Origin of the sequence: Streptomyces sp. NPDC003077 (assembly GCF_040611095.1) — a bacterium.
Classification (GTDB): domain Bacteria; phylum Actinomycetota; class Actinomycetes; order Streptomycetales; family Streptomycetaceae; genus Streptomyces.
This window is the reverse complement of sequence record NZ_JBEXNM010000078.1, coordinates 19,459-40,603: the sequence shown is the minus strand read 5'-3', so window position 1 is coordinate 40,603 and position 21,145 is coordinate 19,459. Positions and strand designations below refer to the sequence as shown.

The window sequence follows — 21,145 nt, the reverse complement described above, 5'->3', positions numbered from 1 at the left end:
TCTCCTTCCCGCGCTGTTCCCCTCCGGGGGTGGGGCGGGCGGTCGCTTGTTCTTACTTCGTGGGGGGGGGGCTTGGGTGTTCACCCCCCCCGGCCCCCCCCCGCTGTACAGGGGCCGAACCAAAGGGGTGGGGCAAGTGTCGTTCCTGGGGAACTGGTGGCGAGGCGGCGCGCCGAAGTACGACAGCGGTGGCACCTCGCACGTCGTCGAGCTGACCAAGCGGAACCCGGTCGTGTCGCTGACCAAGCAGGGCGCGGCCACCGGGCACCTGCGGGTCAACCTCCACTGGCGGATGCGGACGCCCGACATCCCGGGCTCCCCGCAGCGCGGCGGCCTGCTGCGCAATCCCGGCAAGCTCTTCAAGCCCGAGCTGGTGCAGGCACAGGGCCCGGCGGTGGTCCAGATCGACCTGGACCTGGCGTGCCTGTACGAGCTCAAGGACGGCACCAAGGGCGTGGTGCAGCCGCTCGGCAACTTCCTCGGCAACATCAACGCCGCCCCGTACGTGAAACTGAGCGGTGACGACCGTTTCGGCTCACCCTCGGGCGAGACGCTCTACATCAACATGGACCACCGCGACGAGATCAAGCGTCTGCTGATCTTCGTCTACATCTACGACGGCACTCCCGCCTTCGACCGGACGCACGCCATCGTCTCGCTCCACCCGACCACCGGCCCGCGCGTGGAGATCAGCCTGGACGAACGGGCGCCGGAAGCCCGCTCCTGCGCGGTGTTCATGCTGGAGAACAACAAGGGCGACCTGACCGTGCGCCGTGAGGTCAAGTACGTCTACGGCTTCCAGGCGGAGCTGGACCGGCTGTACGGGTGGGGGCTGCAGTGGGGGCGGGGGACGAAGTCGAAGGCGTGAGGGGGACACGCGCGTGTTTTTCGGGCGCGCCCGGTCGTCTGGGGCGCGCCCGGTCATTTGGGCATGCCTGATCGGCGGTTGATCAGCGCCAGGGGTTGACCAGCGACGGGGACGGCCGGCGCCGGCGGTCGGTCAGCGGCGTTGGAACTGCGGGCCCTGGGGCGGTAGGACGAAGTTCGGGTCCGGGACGACCGGGGGTTGCGGGTAGCCCTGGGGCGGCGCGGGATAGCCCGTCTGGGGCGGCGCGTACGTCGGGTGCGCCTGCTGCGGGTAGCCGTACGACGGCTGCGGCGGCGGGCCCGGGTAGCCGTAGGCGGGCTGGTGGGCGGCCGGGGGCTGGGATGGCGGCGGGGGGACGTTCGCCGGGTAGCCGTAGCCGCCCGTGGGCTGCTGCGCGGGGGGAGCGGGCGGGGCCAGCGGGAAGGAGCCCGTGGCGGAGGCGTCCGGGCCCGGTCCGGGCGTCTGCTGGGTGGCCGGCTCGGGCTGCCGGGGCGCGGGCGCGGCGGGCGCGGCGCCCGTGGTGGCCCCGGCCGCGACCATGGGTTCGGTGGTGGGCAGGTGCTCGGTCGACACGTGCGGGGCGGGGGGCGTGCCGGTGACGGGGGCGCTGGTGCCGGGCGTGCCGGTGGTCGCGGGGGCCGGGGAAGCGGCCGGTGCGGCGGGCTGCGGGGTGGCCGGTTGCGGGGCGTTGGGCGCCGGGGTGGCATCGGGTGCCGGGGTGGCCTCCGCGGGGGCTTCCTCCTCCACCGAGACGCCGAACTCGGTGGCCAGGCCCACCAGACCGCTGCTGTAGCCCTGCCCCAGTGCGCGGAACTTCCAGCTCTCCCCGCGCCGGTACAGCTCGCCGCAGATCAGCGCCGTCTCCTCGCCGGTGTCCGGCACCACCTGGAAGAGGGCCAGCGGCTCGCCCTCCCGCGTGGCGTCGTACAGCAGCACCCGCAGGTCCGGGACCTGCCCGAACGTGCCGCGGTCCGCCGAGGCGGTGATCAGCACCCGGTCCACGGACGGGTCCAGCGCGGACAGGTCCGCCTCGACGGTGTCGGCCAGACCGTCCGTCAGCCGGGTCTTGGCCAGGTGCCGGATCAGGCCGCTGGGGTGCCGGGGCTGGTTGTAGAAAACGAAGTCGTCGTCGGAGCGCACGCGTCCGTCGGGGCCCAGGACGAGGGCCGAGGCATCGACGTCGGGCACGTCGGCACCGGGCGACCAGCGCAGAACGGCCCGAACCGCCGTGGCGTCGAGGGGTACGTTCGACCCTTTCAGCATCGCGTGCGTCATATCGCCATCCTGCCTCGCCGGGGGCGGCAGGGACAACGCGGGGTCCGGCGTGGCGGAGCCGCAGGACGGCGGGGCGGCGGTGAGCGGGTGACGGGCCGGTGGCGTGGGATCGAGGGGTGACGGCGAGGAGTGACGACTCGTCGGCGAGGGCTCGGCGGGACGGCGGCGAGGGCTGAATGCGACGCGGCGAGGGCTGCATACGACGGCTGAATGCGACGCGGCGGGGGCTGGGCGGGACGGCGGAGGGCTGGGGCGCGGGCGCGCGGGAGTCGTTGCCGTCCGGTCGTGAATTCGTTCGGGTGGGAACTTTTGGGCGGGGTCCGCGCGTACGATTACCGGCCGGATCCGGATACCGGCCGGTTCCAGAAGCGAGACGCGGCAGGCGGACACCCCGGTCCCCGGCCGCGCACGGGGAGTTTTATGCGGCACTTTGGGCATCTTGCGCCCGACATCCGGAAGACGCTGTTCCACCAGGAGCCCATCGAGTTCACCGCTGATTCCCCGGCCCGCACGCTGTCGGTGGCCCTCGGTGCCACCCTCTACAGCCCCGCCACCCGCCCGCGCCTGGCCGCCGACGTGCTCAAGCAGGCCGCCCGCGGGGTGGTGTCCATGGTGCTGTGCCTGGAGGACTCCATCGCGGACGCGGACGTGGTGGCCGGCGAGCACAACCTCGTCCGGCAGCTCACCGAACTCGCCGAGGCGGCCGACGGCGGGGCGGTCCTGCCGCTGCTGTTCGTCCGGGTCCGGGAGCCCGCGCAGATACCGGACCTGGTGCGCCGGCTGGGCCCGGCGGCGCGGCTGCTGTCCGGGTTCGTGCTGCCGAAGTTCACCGAGGAACGCGGGATGCCGTTCCTGGAAGCGCTGGCCGGCGCGGAGTCGGAGTGCGGGCGGCGGCTGTTCGCGATGCCGGTGCTCGAATCGCCCGAGCTGCTGCACCTGGAGAGCCGTACGGAGACGCTGCACGGCATCGCGCGGGCCGTCGAGAAGTACCGGGAACGGGTGCTCGCGCTGCGGCTCGGCGTCACCGACTTCTGTTCCGCCTACGGGCTGCGCCGCGCCCCGGACATGACGGCGTACGACGTCGGGATCGTGGCCTCCGTCATCGCCGACGTGGTGAACGTCCTGGGCCGCGCGGACGGCACCGGCTTCACCGTCACCGGCCCGGTCTGGGAGTACTTCCGCGTCCAGGAGCGGATGTTCAAGCCGCAGCTGAGGCGCAGCCCCTTCCTGGGCCGCGCCGAGGAACTGCGGACCTCGCTCATCGAGCACGCCATGGACGGCCTCCTCCGGGAAATCGCCCTGGACCGGGCCAACGGCCTCCAGGGCAAGACCTGCATCCACCCCTCGCACGTCGTGCCGGTGCACGCGCTGTCCGTCGTCAGCCACGAGGAGTTCAGCGACGCCGTGGACATCCTGCGGCCGGAGCGGAACGACGGCGGCGTACTGCGTTCCGCGTACACGAACAAGATGAACGAGGTGAAACCCCACCGCGCCTGGGCCGAACGCACCCTGCTGCGGGCCGAGGTCTTCGGCGTGGCGCGGGAAGGCGTCGGGTTCGTGGAGTTGCTGACGGCTGGGGTGCCGCCGGTGTGACCGGGGCGCGGGGCACCGGGATGACGCGCGAGGGCTGAGGACCGGCCGTGGGTGCCGCAGTGAGGGACGAGGCGAGTGGCGCCGCGTAGTTGTAAGGAACAGGGAGAAGAGGAAAACCAGTGGTGTGGACCGGAGAGTGGGTCGCCCGGCGGCTCGGAGTCTCGCTGAGCGGCTCGGACCGGCTGCCCGACCTGCTCGGACTGGCGCTGCGCCGTAACCCCAAGCGCGCTCACCTGCTGGTGTCGAACGTGCTCGGCAAGCACGTCCCGCAGCGCCCGCACGTGGTCCACGAGGCGGGCCTCGACCTGGGCCGCCGGGTCCGCGCGCTGCTGGGCGAGGCGGAGGCGGCCCGCGCGGTGGTCCTCGGCTACGCCGAGACCGCGACCGGCCTGGGCCACAGCGTGGCCGACGGCCTGGCCACGGCCCCGTACCTGCACTCCACCCGGCGGCCGGTCCCCGGCGTCGAACGCGCCGGCGGCTTCGAGGAGGAGCACAGCCACGCGACCTCGCACCTGCTGCTGCCGGAGGACCCGGCCCTGCTGACCGGTGACGGGCCGCTGGTGCTGGTGGACGACGAGTTCTCCACCGGTCGCACGGTCCGGAACACCATCGCGGCGCTGCACGCCCGCCGCCCCCGCGAACGGTACGTCGTCGTCGCGCTCGTCGACATGCGCTCGGAGGACGACCGCCGCGAGCTGGAGAAGTTCGCGGCGGATCTGGGCGCACGGGTGGACCTGGTGTCTTTGGCGGCGGGTGGCGTGCGGCTGCCTGCGGATGTGCTGGAGCGGGGGAGGGAGCTGGTCGCGGAGTATGAGGGGGGCGGGGTCGGTCCCGAGGCGGGCGGGGCCGGTCTCGGGGTCGCCTCGTCCGGTCCCGAGGGGGGCGGGGCCGGTGCCGGGGTCGCCTCGTCCGGTCTCCCTTCCTCGCCGACGGCCCCCTCCGCCGTCGTTCGCGTCCCCCTGAACTGGCCCGAAGGCGTACCGGACGGCGGGCGGCACGGCTTCACGCCGGCCCACCGCGAGCGGTTGACGGCCGCGCTGCCCGGGATGGCGGCGCGGATCGCCGAGGCGCTGGGGTACGCCGAGGGATCGAGCGACGCCAAGGGATCGAGCGACGCAGAGGGGCCGGGAGGTGTGGAGCTGCCGAACGGGCGCGCGCGCCGGGTGCTCGTCCTGGGCAACGAGGAGCTGATGTACGCGCCGCTGCGGATCGCCGAGGCGCTGGACGGGGCCGTGCCCGCCGACGTCTTCTTCTCCACCACGACCCGCTCGCCCGTGCTCCCCGTGGACGACCCCGGCTACGCCATCCGCACCCGGCTGGCCTTCCCCGCCCACGACCGTCCGGCGGACGGCCCGGGCGAGCGGTACGCGTACAACGTCGCGGCCGGCGCCGATCCCGCCCGCCGGTTCGACGCGATCGTCGCCGTCGTGGACGCGCACGGTGACACGCCCCAACTCCACGCTCAAGACGGCCTGTTGGCCCGGCTGTCCGAGCACACCGACCGGCTGTTGCTGGCCGTCGTCCCCTCGTACACGCCGCGTCCGGAGGGGACCCCCTCCGCCTCCGACCGCGATCCGTCCCCCACCCCCCACCGACAGGCCCGCACCATGCCCCGTCCCCGTCCCCGCCTGCCCGAGCCGCTGCGTGGCCCCGACTTCTCGTCCTACGCGCCCGACGACGTCGGCTGGCTGCTCCAGGACCTGTCGGCGGTCGCGCTCGAAGCGCCGACCGAGGAGCGGGAGGAGGCGATCCAGCAGGGCGGCGCGCACTACGCGGAGTCGCTGCCCCTCGAGTACCAGCCGAGCGAGGAGTACCAGCAGCTCTTCCGCAGCGCGCTGGACACCTCGGCGACCCGCATCGCCCGCGCCGTCGGCACCGTCACCGAGACCGTGCTCGCCGAACTCCCCGCCCGCCTCGGCCGGACCGGCGGCCCCGCGCCGCGCCCCGTCCTGGTCTCGCTGGCCCGCGCCGGCACCCCCGTCGGCGTCCTGATGCGCCGCTGGGCCCGGCACGCGCACGGGCTGGACCTGCCGCACTACGCGGTGTCCATCGTCCGAGGCCGGGGCATCGACACCACCGCGCTGCGCTGGCTGGCCGCCCACCACGACCCGGCGCACGTCGTCTTCGTGGACGGCTGGACGGGCAAGGGCGCCATCACCCGCGAACTCGCCGCCGCGCTCCGGGACATGCCGGGCTTCGACCCGCGCATCGCCGTCCTCGCCGATCCCGGCCGCTGCGTGGAGACCTACGGCACCCGCGACGACTTCCTCGTCCCGTCCGCCTGCCTCAACTCCACGGTCTCCGGGCTGATCTCGCGGACCGTCCTGCGGGACGACCTGGTGGGGCCGGACGACTTCCACGGCGCCAAGTTCTATCGCGAGCTGGCAGAAGTCGATCAGTCGCGGACGTTCGTGGACACCATCGCCGCCCGGTTCACCGAGGTCGCGGACGGAGTGGCCGCGGACGTACGGGAACTGGCCACCACCGACCGGACGCCGACCTGGGAAGGCTGGGCGGCCGTCGAGCGGATCAGCGAGGCGTACGGCATCCACGACGTCAACCTCGTCAAACCGGGCGTCGGCGAGACCACGCGGGTGCTGCTGCGCCGCGTCCCCTGGAAGATCCTCGCCCGCAAGGGCGCCGGCCCCGACCTCGACCACGTACGACTGCTGGCGCAACAGCGCGGCGTCCCCGTCGAGGAGATCGACGACCTGCCGTACAGCTGCGTGGGCCTGATCCACCCCCGCTACACGCGCGGCGCGACCGGGGCCGACGGCAAGGCGGTGACGGCGGCGTGACGCTCCCGTCTGCTCCCGGTGCGTCCGGGGTCGCGACCGGTCCGGAAGGTGGCACGCGTGCTGAGGACGATGGCACTCCCGGTGGGACGCGTGCTGCGGATGGTGGCACACCTGCTGTGAACGCTGGCACACGTGCTGAGGGCCGCCGTGGCGTCCTCGTCGCCAGCGACCTCGACCGGACGCTCATCTACTCGGCCGCGGCCCTGCACCTGACCATGCCGGACGCCGAGGCGCCGCGCCTGCTGTGCGTCGAGGTGTACGAGCACCGACCGCTGTCCTATATGACGGAGACGGCCGCCGCGCTCCTGGGCACCCTGGCGGCCGGGGCGACGTTCGTCCCCGCCACCACCCGCACCCGCGAGCAGTACCGGCGCGTCCGGCTGCCCGTCCCCGAGCCGGAGTTCGCCATCTGCGCGAACGGCGGCCACCTCCTCGTACGGGGTGAGACCGACCGCGACTGGCAGCGCACGGTCGCCGCCCGGCTGCACGCCGAGTGCGCCTCCCTGGAGGAGGTGCGGGAGCACCTGCTGCGCACCGCGGACCCCTCCTGGCTGCTCAAGGAACGGACCGCCGAAGACCTCTTCGCGTACCTCGTCGTGGACCGCGAGCGGCTGCCAGCGACGTGGGTCAAGGAGCTCGCGGCCTGGGCGGACCCGCGCGGCTGGACCGTGTCCCTCCAGGGCCGCAAGATCTACGCCGTGCCCAAGCCGCTCACCAAGAGCGCCGCGCTGGCCGAGGTCGCCCGCCGCACGGACGCCACGCGGACCCTGACGGCCGGCGACTCGCTCCTGGACGCGGACCTGCTGCTGGCGGCGGACCACGGCTGGCGCCCCGGACACGGCGAACTCGCGGAGACGGGATGGACGGCTCCGCACGTCACGGCGCTGTCCGAACGCGGGGTGGCGGCGGGGGAGAGCATCGTGCGGGCGTTCTTGGAGGAGAGCGCTGTGGGGTGAGGGCGGGTCCCGAGTACGGAGCCACAGCGCCGCCGGGCGTGGGATTCCCGCTGCTGGTGACGAGGATGTATCGGCCCGCTGATGGTGACGAGGACGTATCGGCCCGCTGATGGTGACGAGAACCTGTCGGCTCGCTGATGGTGACGTGGGACCTGTCGGCTCGCTTGGCCCTCACGCCCCGTCGGTTGCTCGGCTACCCTCCGGCACGGGCCGTACCGTGCCCCCGGAGACCGAGGAGATCGCCGTGACCGTGACCGCGAAGAAGAGCACTCCGATCACCCCCGAGCTGTACGACTACGTCCTCGCGCACCATCCCCCGCTGGACGCCGTACAGCTCGATCTCGTGGAGACCACGCAGCGGCGGTTTCCGGAGACGGCCCACATGCAGTCGGCGCGCGAACAGGCGCCGCTGCTGGCGTTCCTGGCGCGGCTGATCGGCGCCCGGCACGTCGTCGAGGTCGGGACGTTCACCGGTTTCTCCGCGCTGGCCCTGGCCCAGGCGCTGCCCGAGGATGGGAAGCTGATCGCCTGCGACGTCTCGGAGGAATGGACCACATACGGCCGCGCGGCCTGGGAGAAAGCGGGCGTCGCGGACCGTATCGACCTGCGGATCGCCCCCGCGCTGGACACCCTGCGCGCGATGCCCGCCGAGCCGCACATCGACCTCGCCTACCTGGACGCGGACAAGGTCAACTACATCGCGTACTGGGAGGAACTGGTGCCCAGGATGCGGGCCGGGGGACTGATCGTCGCGGACAACGTGCTGTTCCAGGGGGAGGTCGTGGATCCCACGGCGACCGGTTCGGCGGCGGCGATCAGGGAGTTCAACGACCACGTCCTGGTGGACGACCGGGTGGAGACGGTCATGCTCACGGTCGCGGACGGGGTGACGGTGGCGCGTAAGCGGTAGGGAACAAGAGGGGAGCGGTCGGGGCGGCGGTGGTTCGTGCGGGGCGGTCTTCCGTGCGTTCAGCCGCCGCCCCCGCCTTGAGCTCCGGCGCTCAGCCGCAGCAGCCGCCCCCGCAGCAGCCGCCGCCCCCACCGCCCGGGCTCCGGACCGGCGCCGACGCCGTTCCGCCCACGGCCACCGTGGACAGCAGCTTGACCGTGTCCTGGTGGCCGTCGGGGCAGGTGGCCGGGTCGGACGACTGGGCCATCGGCCGGTTCAGCTCGAAGGTGGAGCCGCAGGAGCGGCACCGGTATTCGTAACGAGGCATGGCCACAGATTAGCCGCGGTGTTCGGGGAGGGACGAGTGCGTTCGTCCGCGTTCCGACGGCCCGCAGCGGCCCCGCCCGCCCCAGCCATGCTCACCACCAGCTCACCCCACCCCGCTCACGCGTCGCACGCCGCCTGGAACTCCGCCGTCCGCTTGCGGAGCCCGTCCAGCTCACCGCCGTCCGCCGCGTCCCCGATCAGTGGCGCGCCGACGCCCACCGCCACCGCACCCGCCGCCAGATAGGCGCGGGCGGCCTCCGCGTCCACGCCACCGACCGGTACGAAGGGCAGCTCGGGGAACGGTCCCAGGAGCGACTGGAGGTACGCGCAGCCGCCGACCGACGCCGGGAAGAGCTTCAGCGCCGCCGCCCCGGCCGCGTCCGCCGCGATCACCTCCGACGGCGTGAGCACCCCGGCCAGCACCGGCAGCCCCTGCCGCACGGACTCCTCCAGCGCCGATCCCAGCCCCGGCGTGACGATCAGGTTGGCCCCGGCCTCGGCGGCCCGCCGGGCGTCGTCGGCGGACAGGACGGTGCCGGCGCCCAGCCACGCCGCGTCCCCCAGTTCCTCCCGGGCCCGGCCGATGACGCGGAGCGCGTCGGCGCCGCTCAGCGAAACCTCGATCAGCGAGACGCCCTCTTCCGCCAGAGCCATGACGGTCCGGAACGATGCCTCGGGGTCCCTGCCGCGCACGATGGCCAACAACCGCTCCGCCCGGAGTGCCGCGCTGAAGTCCATGAGTCTTCCTTTCGCCGTTGCTGGCTCCACGGTACGGGCGATTCCGGATCACGGACCGTCTCCGTCGGCCCCGGATTTCCCTTCCGCTCCCCACCGCCCGCGGGCCGCGTTCAGCCTCGCCCGGAAACCCCAGCGTCCACCGGCCACGTTCAGCCTCGCCCGGAAACCCCAGCGCCCACCGGCCACGTTCAGCCTCGCCCGGAAACCCCAGCGCCCACCGGCCACGTTCAGCCTCGCCCGGAAACCCCACCGCCCGCTGACCACGTTCCCCCTCGTCCGGAAACCCCACCACCCGCCGGCCACATCCCCCTCGTCCGAAAACCCCCGGCCCTCCGGTGTAAGAAAGCCCGGCTCCCGACCACTGCATGGTGAGAGAGCCAAGACGAGGAGACGGCGCGTGACCGACGCCCAACGCTTCCGGGACCTGTACGAGGAGTGCCGGCCCCGGGTGCTCGCCTACGCCACCAGCCTGGTGGGACGGCAGATCGGTGAGGACATCACCAGTGAGACCTTCACCGTCGCCTGGCGGCGGATGCGGGACATTCCCACGCCCGCGCTGCCGTGGCTGCTCGGCGTGGCCCGCAACCTGATCCGGGAGCTGCGGCGCCGCGACGGCAGGCAGTACGCCCTGGCCGCCGAGGAGGCGCGGCGCGTCATCACCTCGGGAGGCGCCCAGGTCGACGACGTGGCCGCCGGGGTGACCGAGCGCGCGGCGGCGCTGCAGGCACTGGCCCGGCTGTCCGCGCCCGATCGCGAGCTGCTGACGCTGATCGCCTGGCACGGGCTCGGCCCGAAACAGGCCGCGCGCGTCCTCGGCTGCTCCACCGCCACGGTCTCGGTCCGGCTGCACCGGGCCAGACGGCGGCTGGAGCGGGCCGTGGACGCGGTCGGGTCCTCTCGCGACACCCGTTCGCAAGCGACCCCCGTTCGCAAGCGACAGCCATCCGAAAGTGACAGTGGAGGAGTACGGACATGGCACGCAAGCGGCCCGATGTCATGAAGGCGCTGGCGGACGCGCGTCCCCCGGAACTGGACCCGGAGCGCCTGGCCGGTTCGGCGCGCGCCCGGCACGATCTGCTCGCCATCCTGGCCGACGGCCCGGAGGCACAGGCACCGGAAGCCACCCCGTCACCCCGGACATTCGGCTGGCGCTGGACGCTGCCCGTCGCGGCGACGGCGGTCGCGGCTGCCGTGTTCGTCGGCACTCTGCCACGGGACGCGCCGAATTCCCCCGACACCCGGGCGACCGCCGGACCCACGGCGGGCGGCCCCCGGCCCACCCCCGAGAACGGCCGCCTCGCGCTGCTGAACGTGGCCGCCCGGCTGGACCGCTCGGCGGACGAGGGCACGTACTGGCAGGTGACCACGCGGTCGGGCTGGATCGGGCTGGTCGCGGCGGCCGGTTCGCCCTTCGCGGTCGTCTCCTCCTCGGAGCAGCGGCAGTCCTTCGGGGTGCGGCCCGGCACGCAGAGCCTGATGGTGACGGGCATCGACGCCACCACCGCACCGCGCACCGAGCGTGACGAGAAGCGCTGGCGGGCCGCCGGATCGCCCCGGGACCTGACGCTCGCCGACTCCGGGGCGGGCGGCAGGCTCGGCCTGCGGATGGAGACGAGCCCCGGGAAGCCGCCGACGGTGGACCGGATCAACCTCGGCGACCGGATCGCCGCCCTCGGCGCGCGCAACGTCACCTACCAGGAACTGCGCGAACTCCCCGGCGACAGCGCGAAGCTGCGCGAACTGCTGGAGCGGTTGCACAAGGAGGACACCGGGAGCGAGATCTCCGACCGCACCGAGTGGATGTGGCGGCAGGCGGCCAACCTGATCAACCTGCCGGTCACCCCCGAGGTCCGGGCCGCCGCGTACCGCGTCATCGCGGACCTCCCGGGCATCCGCTCGCTCGGCGAGGTGACCGACCCGCTGGGCCGCAAGGGCATCGGCTTCGCCCTGCCGGCGACCGATCGGCCCGGTTACGGGGCCGCACGGTCGGAACTGATCGTGAACCCGGCGACCGGGGCCCTGCTGTCCGACCAGGAGACGCTGACCAAGCCGTCCGCCCAGGCCGCCGAGGCGGGCCTCACGGCGGGCACGCCGGTGAACTACACCGCCACCGTCAGGTCCCAGTGGTCCGACGAGCAGGTGGAGGCCCCTAAGTAGACGCCCGCCAGGTGACGAGCCTCGCCGATCCGCGTCACAACTTCCCTGTAAGAACCGCCACTCGACGGCCATTTCCTTCTGAGAACCACGAGAACCGAGAGAAACACAAGCACCACGAGAACGGCGAGCACCACAAGCACCACCCGAACTCGACTCCGACCAGAAGGAGCACCATGGCCAGGAACGCAAGACACAGGAACGCAAGACAACGGCCCGGAACGCGCAGGACGCGGCTGTGCACCACGGTCGCGCTGTGCGCGGTCGCACTCGGCTCGTTCAGCGCCCAGGCGACCGCCGCACCCGGCACCAGGACCGGCACCGCCTCCCACTCGGCAGCCCGCGCCGCCACCCCCTGGAAGCTGCGGTTGCCGATGACCGAGACCGTCTCGACGGAGTTCTGGGACGTCGCCTCGACCGGCGCCAAGGACGTGTGGGCGGTGGGCCGCAAGACGGACGGCGCGGACGGCCCCATACCCGCGGTCAAGCACTGGAACGGCACCCGGTGGACGGACACGGCCCCCGTCACCGGCACCGCACCCGCGCAGCTGGACAAGATCTCCGCCGCCGCGCCCGACGACGTCTGGGCGGCCGGCACGATCTCGGGCGACACGTCCACCGGGCTCCTGCTGCAGCACTGGGACGGCAAGAAGTGGACGAAGATCGACCGCCCGGCCCCGCCGGAGGGATGGATGAGCTTCGTCGGCGACATCGCCGCGTTCGGACCGAAGTCGGCATGGCTGACCAGCTTCGACTGGGACCAGGCGAGCAACTCCTACGACTACCGCCTGGAGCGCTGGACCGGCTCCATGTGGCGCAGGGTCTCCCTCCCGGCCGCCCCCGGCGGCGGGCAGGTGCAGCCCTGGGACATCACCGGCACCGGCCCGGACGACGTCTGGGTCACCGCCGAGGCCGTGACCGGTGAGGTGTCCGTGCCGCTGCTCTACCACTGGGACGGCAGCCGCTGGACGACCCACAAGGTGCCGACCCCCACCGCGCACCCGACCGGCTGGGTGGCCAACCACGCCGTGACCGCCGGACGGAACTCGGTCTACGTCCTGGGGAAGACCAACGACGCGCAGGCACCCGAGGCCACCATGGCCGCCCGCTGGACCGGCAGCCGCTGGCAGACGCTCCCCGCACCCCCCGTCGACGAGGTGAACGCCGCGAACGTGGACGGCGCCGGCCGCCTGTGGGTCGCCGGCTGGTCCGCGGGCGACCGCCACTCCGTGCTGTCCCGCTGGACCGGTACGACGTGGACGACCGAGGCCCTGCCCGCCGAGGTCACCGAGCACAGCGAGATGTCCACGGTGCTCGGCATCGCCGGCGTCCCCGGGACGAGTGGCGTGCTCGCCGCCGGAACGGCCGGCTGCCAGAGCGACCCCGTCATGTGCGGCGTACTCGTCTCCCGCGACCTGCGCTGACGCCTCGTCCTTCGCACGACCTACGGAGTTCCTACGGGCCATGGACTTCGTACGGGCCACGGACTCCGTACGGACCACAGGTGCCTGGACGCCGACCGCTCCCGTCGTCCAGGCACCACCCCGTCACCCGCCGCAGCCTACGGGTCGACGATCAAGACTCAGCTCACCACTCCGCGAACGACCCGTCCGCGTAACGCCAGACGGGGCTGCGCCAGGCGTGCCCCCGCGCGTCCGCGGACCGGACCGCCGCCTCGTCCACCTCCACCCCGAGCCCCGGCCGCTCGGTCCGCGACAGAAACCCGGCATGGAACCGGAAAGGTTCCGTATCCACCACATAATCCAAAGGCTCAGCGGACCCCGTGTTGTAGTGCATTCCGATGGACTGTTCCTGAATGAGGAAATTCGGTGTGGTGAAGGCGACTTGCAAACTGGCCGCGAGGGCGATCGGCCCCAGCGGGCAGTGCGGCGCGAGGTGGGCCCCGTACGTCTCCGCCAGTGCGGCGATGCGGCGCAACTCCGAAATCCCGCCCGCGTGCGAGACATCGGGCTGGACGACGGCCACGCCGGCCTGCAAAGGCGCCAGGAATTCCCGCCGCCCGTAAAGGCGTTCGCCGAGTGCGAGGGGAATGGGGGAGGCGCGGACGAGTTCCGGGAGGGCGTCCGCGTATTCACCCAGCACCGGTTCCTCCACGAACATCGGTGCGCTCTCCGCCAGCAGCGGCAGAATGCGGCGTGCGTTGGCGGGGGAGACCCGGCCGTGGAAATCCAGGGCGAAATCCCGTTCTTCACCCAGGACCTCCCGCGCGGTCTGGGCGCGGAGCACACAGGCGCGCACCTCCGCGCGCGTCGCCAGCGGCGTCATCGGCCCGCAGCCGTTCATCTTCACCGCCGTGAAACCGGCTTCCACCTGCGCGGTCACCGCATCCCGGATTTCACACGGCTCGTCCCCGCCGACCCACGCGTATGCCCGCACCTTGTCCCGCACGGGCCCGCCGAGCAATTGGTGGACGGGAACGCCGTACCGCTTCCCCTTGATGTCCCACAACGCCTGATCGATCCCCGCGACGGCGGAGGACAGCACCGGCCCGCCGCGATAGAAACCGCCCTTGGTCATCACCTGCCACAGGTCCTCGATCCGCGACGGGTCCCGCCCGATCACGTACTCGCCGAGCACCCCCACCGCCGCCCGCACCACCTCCGCCCGCCCCTCCACGACAGGCTCCCCCCACCCCACGTACCCGTCATCGGTCTCCACCCGCACGAACAGCCACCGCGGCGGCACCATGAACGTCTCAATACGGCTGATCTCCACCGATCACCCTCGTCTCTCGCGGGCCTGCTTTGTCCTTCCCCCGTCTCCCTGTCTGCCCCGTCGGCCGGATCGCCCTCCCCGAACGCGGCGGCAGGGTCACAACTCGGGTGCTGGGATTCCCTCGCGCCCCACACGACTCGTACGGTTCACCCGTCACCAACGTCCCGTGGGGGGATCATGCGCACACGGCCCATCATCGTCGGCGCGGCCATCGCCGTCATCACGCTCACCGGCTGCATGCCCGGCACGGCCGGGGACGGGGACGCCAGACCGGTGAAGAAAGTGCAAGGCGACGGCAGCGGAGAAGTACCGATCAAGGAGGAGCCACCGGCCGCGAAGCCCTCGGCGCCGACCTCCACGACAACGGCCGAGAAGGACACCGATCCCAAGGCGGACGTACGGGTCGACTCGTGCGGCACGGACGACTTCACGGGCTGGCCGGCGGCGCAGTTGTCGATCACCAACCGGAGCGACCGGGAGTCGAACTACATCATCACCATCGAGTTCGTCGACGCGTCCGGGACGCGCCTCGGATCGGCGCTGGCAGCCGAGAACAACGTCCGGCCGGGCCAGAGGGCACAGACGACGGCACAAGGCTTGAAGAAGGTGTCGGCCAAGGCATCGTGCCGGGTGGCGTCGGTGACGCGGTACGCGTCCCCGTGACCTGAACTCGTCACATCGCCGTGCCGCCTCCACCGTCAACACCGACGGTCGGCACCCGGCACCGGCACTCGGCACCGGCATCCGGGACCGATCCGGCCCGACCGGATCGGCAGTCCGCCCCGACCGCCCCGACCGGCCAGTCCGCCCGGCCCGGCCGGGTTCGGCCAGATCCGACCGCCTCGGGGTCGACCAGGCCCGACCGGATCGGTTGTCCGCCCAGGTCCGTCCCGACCCGTCAGGCCGCCCAGGTCCGCACAGACCCCGACCGGCCAGATCCGACCAGTCCGCCCGGGATTGGCTACATCCGACCGCCTCGGAGCCGATCAGGCCCGACCAGTCCGCCCAGCCCGGCCGGGTTTGACCACATCCGACCGCCCCAGAGCCGCCCCAGAATCGCCCCACCCAGGTCAGCCGCCGCTGCCCGCCCCGCCCCGTTCCTCGCGGATCGCCTTCACCACCCGGCTGACGGTCTCCCGTACCGCCTCCGTCTCGGTGAGGAAGTGCCACCAGTCGGGGTGCCGGCCGACCAGCCCGTCGACCGCCCGGTCCAGCCGCGCCACCGCGTCGTCCAGGGGACGGGCGTGGCGAGGATCGGGCGTGCTGCGTCCGGCCATCGCCAGCCGCTGCGCGTCCCGGATCGCGAACCGCGTCCGGTCGATCTCCTTCTGCTGGTCGAAGGACACCTCGTCCAGCCGCCGCAACCGGTCCCCGGCCGCCGAGACCGCCTCGTCGATCGTGTTCAGCAGGGCGCGTACGGTCGCCAGCAGCGCGGTCGCGTCCGCCCACCGCTGCTCGTCCCGGGCCTGCTGGGCCTCCCGCAGCTTGGCCTCGGCCTGCTGGACGGTGCGCGCGGCCTCGTCCGGCACGTGTTGCAGGTCCTGCCAGCACGCCACGCTGTACCGGCGGCGCAGCTCGCTCAGCACCGGGTCGACCTGGCCCGCGCGGGTCGTGATCGCCTGCGCGCGGGTGCGCAGCGAGACCAGCCGCTTGTCGATCTCCGCGGCCTTCTCCGGCAGCCGCTCGGCCTCGGCCCGTACCGACTCGGCCTTGCGCAGGACGTCGTCCGCGCGCCGCAGCGTCTCCTGGACGCCGTGCTGCCCGGCGCCCTGGTTGAGCTTGGTCAGCTCGGGGCCGAGCGCCGCTAGCCGCGCGGCCAGGTCGTCGGCCTTCAGACCCCGGGCGCGTACGGCGTCCAGCGCCTCGCTCGCCGCCAGCAGCGTCTGCCGGGCCCGCTCCACCGCCGGCGCCAGCCGCTCCAGCTCCGTCTCCGCGGCCCGCAGCAACCGCCCGAGCCCCTGCCCGAACCGGTCCAGCTCCGCCTTGACGCGCTCCAGCTCCTCCTTGGCCTTCACCAGGTCCGCCCGCGCGCGAGCGGCGGCACCGGCCTCCAGGTCGTCCCGGTCCAGGTCGTGGGCGTCCACGGCGGCGATGTACCGCTGGCTGACCTCGTCGATCCGGTGCCCGAAGGCCTCGTAGTCCGCCGCGGCCTTCCGGGCGGCCGGCGAGCGGTCCACGGCGACGATCGTCTCGATGGAGATCCGCAGGTCCCGCTGCGCCGTGTCGAGCTCGTAGAACGCCGCCGCCGCCGCGTCCTTCGCCGCCTGCGCGTCCGCCCGCTGACTCTCCCCCCGCCCGAACCACCGCCGCGTCCCCCCGCCCGCGAACGCGGCGGGCGCGGCGAGGACCAGCAGAGGAAGCGGAAGCAGAACCAGGCCAAGGACATCCCGAAGAGCCTGACCTGCACTTTTACGAGAAACGACCCGCTTACGAGAAACAACCCGCTTACGAGGAACAACCCGCTCACGAGAAACGACCCGCAAGCCGGCCGTACGCGCGCGTCCGCCCTCCCGGGTCCCGCCGGCTGGGCCGGCGACATACCGCGCGAGGCCGTCGCCCGACCCCGGGCCGCCGTCTATGTGCCCCTCACCGGGCTGACGGCCTGCTCGCTGCTCGTGCGGCCGCGCGTGTGTCGCCGTCACATCCCTCTCCCGATCGGATCGCCCCAGGTCCGAATGCCATTGTCCCACCTGCTGGGAACGAACACAGCGGCCGGAGAGTTCGCGGAGCGGGACGGCCCCCGCACACGGGTTTGCAGTTCAGCCCCTACGGCAAGGTAGTCTGTCCGCTCGACGAGGGCGCATGGCCCGGCGTCGACGAGGGCGCATAGCTCAGCGGTAGAGCGCTGCTCTTACAAAGCAGATGTCGCTGGTTCGATCCCAGCTGTGCCCACAGCTCCTACCTCGTAGGACTCCACGGAAAAGCCCAGGTCAGCGCAATGCTAAGCCTGGGCTTTCGGCTTCCCCGCCTGCGCTGAACACGGTCTCGAACGTCCTGAGTACGAACTCGGTGTGGGGGCCCATCTCTCGAGTACCTCCCAAACGATCCGTCAGCCTGCGCAGGCCCGACCACACAAGAAGGGCAAGGCCCCTCCCGAGGGAGCCCGCAAGCGCCGAGGCAGCGACGAAGTGCCGCCAACGAAACTGCCCGGCGCCGTTTAGGGTGCGATTGGATCGGCAGGGGAACGCAAATTCGATTTAATGTGCAATCGCTTTATGCCTGAGGTAAATCCTGATCAAGGGATGTGCCTGAAAGGTGCAGACTTCTGAGCGAGGTCCAACCAGCGTGGACAGGTGCTCCACGCCGCGCCGCCCGGCCGCATCGTCGCAAGCGGGAGGGTGGTGTACGAAAGAGAGCGCTATCAGCGGGTAGCGGGAGCGGAACCCCTGCCCCGTCAACGGTCCCGTCAGCGATGCGGGTGGGCATGGGCGAGGTGTAAGGCCCTCTCTGCTGGCCGGCGGCGACATCCCGCGTAAACGATCAGCGATGTTCAAGCTGTGGCCTGCCTTCGGACCCTGCAGCCACCCGTCACGACAGCTCAATGTCAGACCCCAATGGCAGGGTGGGCGGACGATCACATGAGCAGGGAGAAAGACATGACGACGATTCCTAGCGGACGGCGCATGGAGCTGGCCGCCGTGAACGCCTTACGCACCCTCCTGCAGAGCCGTGACCACGTGGTGGAGGAGATTTCGGGGCAGAATGACTACGGCGAGGATCTGTTCGTCACCTTCGCTGATGCTGGCCGCGTGACCAACGACGTCATAAAGGTGCAGGTCAAGGGTGGTTCCTCTTGGCGGCGGTCATACGGTTACGCCGTGCCGGTGCGTCAGCACTACGAGACCTGGGCGAACGGAAACGTGCCAGTGTTCTGCGTTGTGTTCGACCCGGACACGGAGCGGCTGTACTGGGCGAATGCCACGGAACAGCTGCGCCGTGAAAGGCACAAGGGTCGTCGGCTGCGCACCATCAGGCTGCCCGCCGCCGCAATATTGGACCCCAGTACCCTGGCGAGCTTTGTGGACAAGGCTCGTGCGTACGTGGGTGGGTACAGGGGGCGGAATGCTGTCTTGGCCCATCTCGGTGAAATGGCAGGAGTCACTTTCGACCGCTCGGATCATGTTCTGCACTGGATCAACGAGTTCGACGAACAGCTCATCTTCTGGCAGCGACCAGGGGAATTGCACGCCACTCTTCTCCACAGTGACCTTCAATGGGTCCCGCAACCGATCACCCCCGGCGGCCTACTCATACCGGGCGGCTCGCCCCAGGGACTCGATTTCGGCGGAGACTTCCCAGAAGACCTTCGGCGCAACCTGCCTTTCCCGGTCATTGGCAGGGTGATCCTCAACATGCCCGAGGCCCTGTGGCTCGCTTCCTGCTTCTCCGCGACAGAGTGGGCTCGGCGAGGTGCAGCGGTGGGATAGCTACCCGTGAGCATTAGGTATTGGACCCGCATGACATCCGCAGCACACATCAAGAGCGGTGGACGGCGGTAAAAGTAAGTGGGCCAGGGCGACCCCGAAGCGGTACGGCACACCGGCCCCGCAGGCGGCTGGGTGAACTTGCAAAGCAGATGTCGCTGGTTCGATCCCAGCTGTGCCCACCATAGAAAAACGCAGGTCACGCCCCTTCATCTGGGTCTCAGGTGGAGGGGCGTGGTGCGTCCGGAGTCCACATAAAGTCCACATGGATGCCACATCCCCATGAAGAGATCCGATTCCGGAGCCGACCACGAGGCGATTTTCGCGGGATGCGATTCACGGGAGTGGCAGGCAGGCATTGCTCTCCATGCCCCCACACACCCACCTGACGCACGCCCCTCGAATTCCGTGGTGCCCGGCGAGGAACCGGCGCATCACATTCGGCTCGACCGGAAAATGATCCACCGAGTCGGCCCCCGGCCATCGTCGCCCCGTCCCGGCCGGCTGATCGCCATCGTCGAGGGGGCGCCGTCCGGAGCGGGAACGGTCACCGCGGGCACACACGCGCCCCCAGGTGCGGCAACGCGAGGGCGGCTCATGGGCACCGCCGCGTCAGTCCTTGACCTTGACGAGCACGGCCGCACGGGCGGACAGCGCGGAGTTGACCTGCGCAACATCGAAGGCCGCCGGGTCGAACCGGTCGGCGGAGTCGAGGCCCAGCCACTCCAGGCGTTCTTCGTGTTCTTCGTGGTGGCGGTCGGCGAGGATCTCGATGAGGTGGTCGTAACCCCAGATGCCGCCGCAGTCCTCGGGCGGGGCGGCGCGGCGGCCGGTGAGGCAGTGGGGGTAGGCGGTGCCCGGTTCGGGGGCGGTGATGTTCTCGACGAGGATGTCGTGTTCCCAGTTGTCGCCGAAGTCGTAGGTGTACAGGAGCCGGTCGCCGGAGCGGGTGGCTATCTGGCCGAGTTGCTTGGAGGTGGCGCTGCGGAGGCCCAAGCCTTGGTCGGCGATGCCGTATCGGGCCGATCCGCTGTCGAAGGACCACATGTGGTAGTCCTCCCAGCCGAAGGCCGCCTGGATGACGTCGTGCAGTTCGCGCAGGGTGATGCCTGATGGCACCTCCAGGCGGCGCCAGATCGGAGGCCGGGAGTCCCGCAAGGTGACCTTGATCTTGTGGATGGTCTTGCTCGGCCTGTCCGGGAAGACGGTTTCGCACTCCTGCTGTTCGCCATGGCGGCCATCCTGCCAGCCACGTTGGCCGTGTTCCGGCGGAAGGCCTGCTCCCGATGGGCCGGGACACCGCGCGGCGCCGCACTAGCCGTCGTCGGTACCTGTGTCCTCGTCCGGCACCCAGCGCAGTACGTCGCCGGGCTGGCAGTCGAGGGTGCGGCAGATGGCGTCCAGTGTCGTGAAGCGCACCGCTTTCGCGCGGCCGTTCTTCAGGACGGCGATGTTGGCGGGTGTGATGCCGACGGCAGCGGCGAACTCGCCGACCGACATGCGGCGTTTGGCGAGCTGGACGTCGAGGTCGACGATGATCGCCATCAGACGACGCCGGCCATCTCGGTCTGCAGGTCCGTCGCCTTGCGCAGCAGGCCGCGCATGATGACGACGAGCATCGCGAAGGCCGAGCCCACGCCGACGCACGCGATTGCGGCGGCCAGGGCGCTGACGACGTCCATGCCGTCGTCGGGAGAGGGGATTTCGGCCAGGGCGAGGTGTCCGGTGACCCCGATCGCCAGCAGGGTGGCCAGGACCGAGGAGCCGATGATGGTGTCGACCCACCGGAAGGCGCTCGGCGTGAAGACCGCTCCGTGCCGGACCATGGCGAGCAGCCGCCACACGGCGATGAGCGCGACCTGGACGCAGGCGACACCGATGATCGCCACCGTCACGTACGGCGCGGCGAACGGGGCGTAAGGAGGGAAGCGGTCGACCTCGTTGGCTGCCGTGCCCGGAATCACCACGAACTGGCCGAAGAGGCCGAGCAGGACAGCCGCGACGATGCCGGCCCGGAGTGCTGCGATGAGTAAGCGATGCATGTATCGATTATCGATAGGTTTCGATCGAATGGCAATCGATTCCTGGATGGTGTGGGTGCTGTTTTGTCGTCCACCGATAAGTCGTCCACCGATAACTCGCATGGCGAGTCCGGTCGGTCGTTGGGGGTTCCGCTGTCCTGCCGAGAACCGGCAGGAACGCGACGTCAACCGTGGCGCGTGAGGGTGCTGTCGTAGACCTGCCAGCCGAGCGGGGCGACTCCTGTTGAGCTGTTCGCCAAGCGCACCCCTCACAGGACCAGGACGGCATTCATGTCCCCAACCACCACCCACCCGGTTGACGGCACAGCCGATGACGCAGCCGATGGCACAGCCCCGGCGACGCGC

At 71.4% G+C, this 21,145-nt stretch carries 18 protein-coding genes and 1 tRNA gene; 11 read left to right on the top strand and 8 right to left on the bottom strand.

Annotation, left to right across the window (positions count from 1 at the left end; genetic code table 11):
* The first annotated feature begins 136 nt into the window (after positions 1–136).
* The gene (locus ABZX96_RS33070; protein WP_355551555.1) at positions 137–868 is read left to right on the top strand and encodes a Tellurium resistance; all 732 of its coding nucleotides are present in this window, start codon (positions 137–139) and stop codon (positions 866–868) included.
* Between the two features lie 132 nt (positions 869–1,000).
* Here ABZX96_RS33070 and ABZX96_RS33065 read toward each other — a convergent pair whose 3' ends face one another.
* Positions 1,001–2,143 carry a TerD family protein gene (locus ABZX96_RS33065; protein ID WP_355551552.1) on the bottom strand — a complete coding sequence of 381 codons (1,143 nt, stop codon included), beginning with the start codon at positions 2,141–2,143 and terminating at the stop codon, positions 1,001–1,003.
* 420 nt (positions 2,144–2,563) lie between these two features.
* Between ABZX96_RS33065 and ABZX96_RS33060 the strand changes: the two genes are divergently transcribed.
* From ABZX96_RS33060 to ABZX96_RS33045, 4 genes are all read left to right on the top strand, one after another.
* A complete protein-coding gene (locus tag ABZX96_RS33060) occupies positions 2,564–3,736 on the top strand; it encodes an HpcH/HpaI aldolase/citrate lyase family protein (protein WP_355551549.1) in 1,173 nt (390 codons plus the stop codon).
* A 122-nt stretch (positions 3,737–3,858) separates the two neighbouring features.
* Positions 3,859–6,534 (top strand): phosphoribosyltransferase, encoded by a 2,676-nt coding sequence (locus ABZX96_RS33055; protein ID WP_355551570.1) that lies wholly within the window; start codon positions 3,859–3,861, stop codon positions 6,532–6,534.
* Positions 6,535–6,650: 116 nt separating this feature from the next.
* On the top strand, positions 6,651–7,490 hold the full coding sequence (locus tag ABZX96_RS33050; RefSeq protein WP_355551546.1) for an HAD family hydrolase: 840 nt from the start codon (positions 6,651–6,653) through the stop codon (positions 7,488–7,490).
* Positions 7,491–7,740: 250 nt separating this feature from the next.
* The gene (locus tag ABZX96_RS33045) at positions 7,741–8,400 is read left to right on the top strand and encodes an O-methyltransferase (protein ID WP_355551567.1); all 660 of its coding nucleotides are present in this window, start codon (positions 7,741–7,743) and stop codon (positions 8,398–8,400) included.
* Positions 8,401–8,491: 91 nt separating this feature from the next.
* Here the strand turns inward: ABZX96_RS33045 and ABZX96_RS33040 are convergent, their stop codons facing one another.
* Complete coding sequence (locus ABZX96_RS33040) at positions 8,492–8,707, bottom strand: zinc ribbon domain-containing protein (protein ID WP_355551542.1); 216 nt, start codon at positions 8,705–8,707, stop codon at positions 8,492–8,494.
* A gap of 116 nt (positions 8,708–8,823) precedes the next feature.
* Positions 8,824–9,444, bottom strand: coding sequence for a bifunctional 4-hydroxy-2-oxoglutarate aldolase/2-dehydro-3-deoxy-phosphogluconate aldolase (locus tag ABZX96_RS33035; RefSeq protein WP_355551539.1), 621 nt, complete (start codon positions 9,442–9,444; stop codon positions 8,824–8,826).
* Between the two features lie 397 nt (positions 9,445–9,841).
* Here ABZX96_RS33035 and ABZX96_RS33030 point away from each other — a divergent pair, with 397 nt between their 5' ends.
* From ABZX96_RS33030 to ABZX96_RS33020, 3 genes are all read left to right on the top strand, one after another.
* Positions 9,842–10,444 (top strand): sigma-70 family RNA polymerase sigma factor, encoded by a 603-nt coding sequence (locus ABZX96_RS33030; protein ID WP_355551536.1) that lies wholly within the window; start codon positions 9,842–9,844, stop codon positions 10,442–10,444.
* Positions 10,417–11,601, top strand: a complete 1,185-nt coding sequence (locus ABZX96_RS33025; protein WP_355551533.1) for a CU044_5270 family protein — start codon at positions 10,417–10,419, stop codon at positions 11,599–11,601. Before ABZX96_RS33030 ends, ABZX96_RS33025 begins: the two co-directional genes overlap by 28 nt.
* A 173-nt stretch (positions 11,602–11,774) precedes the next feature.
* Positions 11,775–13,022: a hypothetical protein gene (locus ABZX96_RS33020; protein ID WP_355551530.1), complete on the top strand. Its 1,248-nt coding sequence runs from the start codon at positions 11,775–11,777 to the stop codon at positions 13,020–13,022.
* Between the two features lie 163 nt (positions 13,023–13,185).
* Here ABZX96_RS33020 and dgoD read toward each other — a convergent pair whose 3' ends face one another.
* Positions 13,186–14,334 carry a galactonate dehydratase gene (dgoD, locus tag ABZX96_RS33015; protein WP_355551527.1) on the bottom strand — a complete coding sequence of 383 codons (1,149 nt, stop codon included), beginning with the start codon at positions 14,332–14,334 and terminating at the stop codon, positions 13,186–13,188.
* Positions 14,335–14,511: 177 nt separating this feature from the next.
* Here dgoD and ABZX96_RS33010 point away from each other — a divergent pair, with 177 nt between their 5' ends.
* Positions 14,512–14,997, top strand: coding sequence for an FxLYD domain-containing protein (locus ABZX96_RS33010; protein WP_355551524.1), 486 nt, complete (start codon positions 14,512–14,514; stop codon positions 14,995–14,997).
* Between the two features lie 407 nt (positions 14,998–15,404).
* On the opposite strand, the gene ABZX96_RS33005 is transcribed toward ABZX96_RS33010, so the two are convergent.
* Positions 15,405–16,709 carry a hypothetical protein gene (locus tag ABZX96_RS33005; RefSeq protein WP_355551564.1) on the bottom strand — a complete coding sequence of 435 codons (1,305 nt, stop codon included), beginning with the start codon at positions 16,707–16,709 and terminating at the stop codon, positions 15,405–15,407.
* A gap of 445 nt (positions 16,710–17,154) precedes the next feature.
* On the opposite strand from ABZX96_RS33005, the gene ABZX96_RS33000 reads away from it, so the two are divergent.
* Both ABZX96_RS33000 and ABZX96_RS32995 read left to right on the top strand, forming a co-directional pair.
* Positions 17,155–17,226, top strand: a tRNA-Val gene (locus ABZX96_RS33000).
* Positions 17,227–17,930: 704 nt separating this feature from the next.
* Entirely contained in the window at positions 17,931–18,761 is an 831-nt protein-coding gene (locus tag ABZX96_RS32995; protein ID WP_355551522.1) for a DUF4365 domain-containing protein, read from the top strand.
* 609 nt (positions 18,762–19,370) lie between these two features.
* Here the strand turns inward: ABZX96_RS32995 and ABZX96_RS32990 are convergent.
* From ABZX96_RS32990 to ABZX96_RS32980, 3 genes are all read right to left on the bottom strand, one after another.
* Positions 19,371–19,928, bottom strand: coding sequence for a plasmid pRiA4b ORF-3 family protein (locus ABZX96_RS32990; RefSeq protein WP_355551561.1), 558 nt, complete (start codon positions 19,926–19,928; stop codon positions 19,371–19,373).
* A 144-nt stretch (positions 19,929–20,072) separates the two neighbouring features.
* The gene (locus ABZX96_RS32985) at positions 20,073–20,303 is read right to left on the bottom strand and encodes a helix-turn-helix transcriptional regulator (protein ID WP_355551519.1); all 231 of its coding nucleotides are present in this window, start codon (positions 20,301–20,303) and stop codon (positions 20,073–20,075) included.
* Complete coding sequence (locus tag ABZX96_RS32980; protein WP_355551517.1) at positions 20,303–20,800, bottom strand: DUF2975 domain-containing protein; 498 nt, start codon at positions 20,798–20,800, stop codon at positions 20,303–20,305. The genes ABZX96_RS32985 and ABZX96_RS32980 overlap by 1 nt, the downstream gene beginning before the upstream one ends.
* Between the last annotated feature and the right edge of the window lie 345 nt (positions 20,801–21,145).

Excerpts from the sequence above, each read along its gene's own strand:
- ABZX96_RS33065 (WP_355551552.1), bottom strand. The coding sequence starts at position 2,143 with ATGACGCACGCGATGCTGAAAGGGTCGAACGTACCCCTCGACGCCACG.
- ABZX96_RS33060 (WP_355551549.1), top strand. The coding sequence starts at position 2,564 with ATGCGGCACTTTGGGCATCTTGCGCCCGACATCCGGAAGACGCTGTTC.
- ABZX96_RS33040 (WP_355551542.1), bottom strand. The coding sequence starts at position 8,707 with ATGCCTCGTTACGAATACCGGTGCCGCTCCTGCGGCTCCACCTTCGAG.
- ABZX96_RS33035 (WP_355551539.1), bottom strand. The coding sequence starts at position 9,444 with ATGGACTTCAGCGCGGCACTCCGGGCGGAGCGGTTGTTGGCCATCGTG.
- ABZX96_RS33025 (WP_355551533.1), top strand. The coding sequence starts at position 10,417 with ATGGCACGCAAGCGGCCCGATGTCATGAAGGCGCTGGCGGACGCGCGT.
- ABZX96_RS33020 (WP_355551530.1), top strand. The coding sequence starts at position 11,775 with ATGGCCAGGAACGCAAGACACAGGAACGCAAGACAACGGCCCGGAACG.
- ABZX96_RS33010 (WP_355551524.1), top strand. The coding sequence starts at position 14,512 with ATGCGCACACGGCCCATCATCGTCGGCGCGGCCATCGCCGTCATCACG.
- ABZX96_RS32995 (WP_355551522.1), top strand. The coding sequence starts at position 17,931 with ATGACGACGATTCCTAGCGGACGGCGCATGGAGCTGGCCGCCGTGAAC.
- ABZX96_RS32985 (WP_355551519.1), bottom strand. The coding sequence starts at position 20,303 with ATGGCGATCATCGTCGACCTCGACGTCCAGCTCGCCAAACGCCGCATG.
- ABZX96_RS32980 (WP_355551517.1), bottom strand. The coding sequence starts at position 20,800 with ATGCATCGCTTACTCATCGCAGCACTCCGGGCCGGCATCGTCGCGGCT.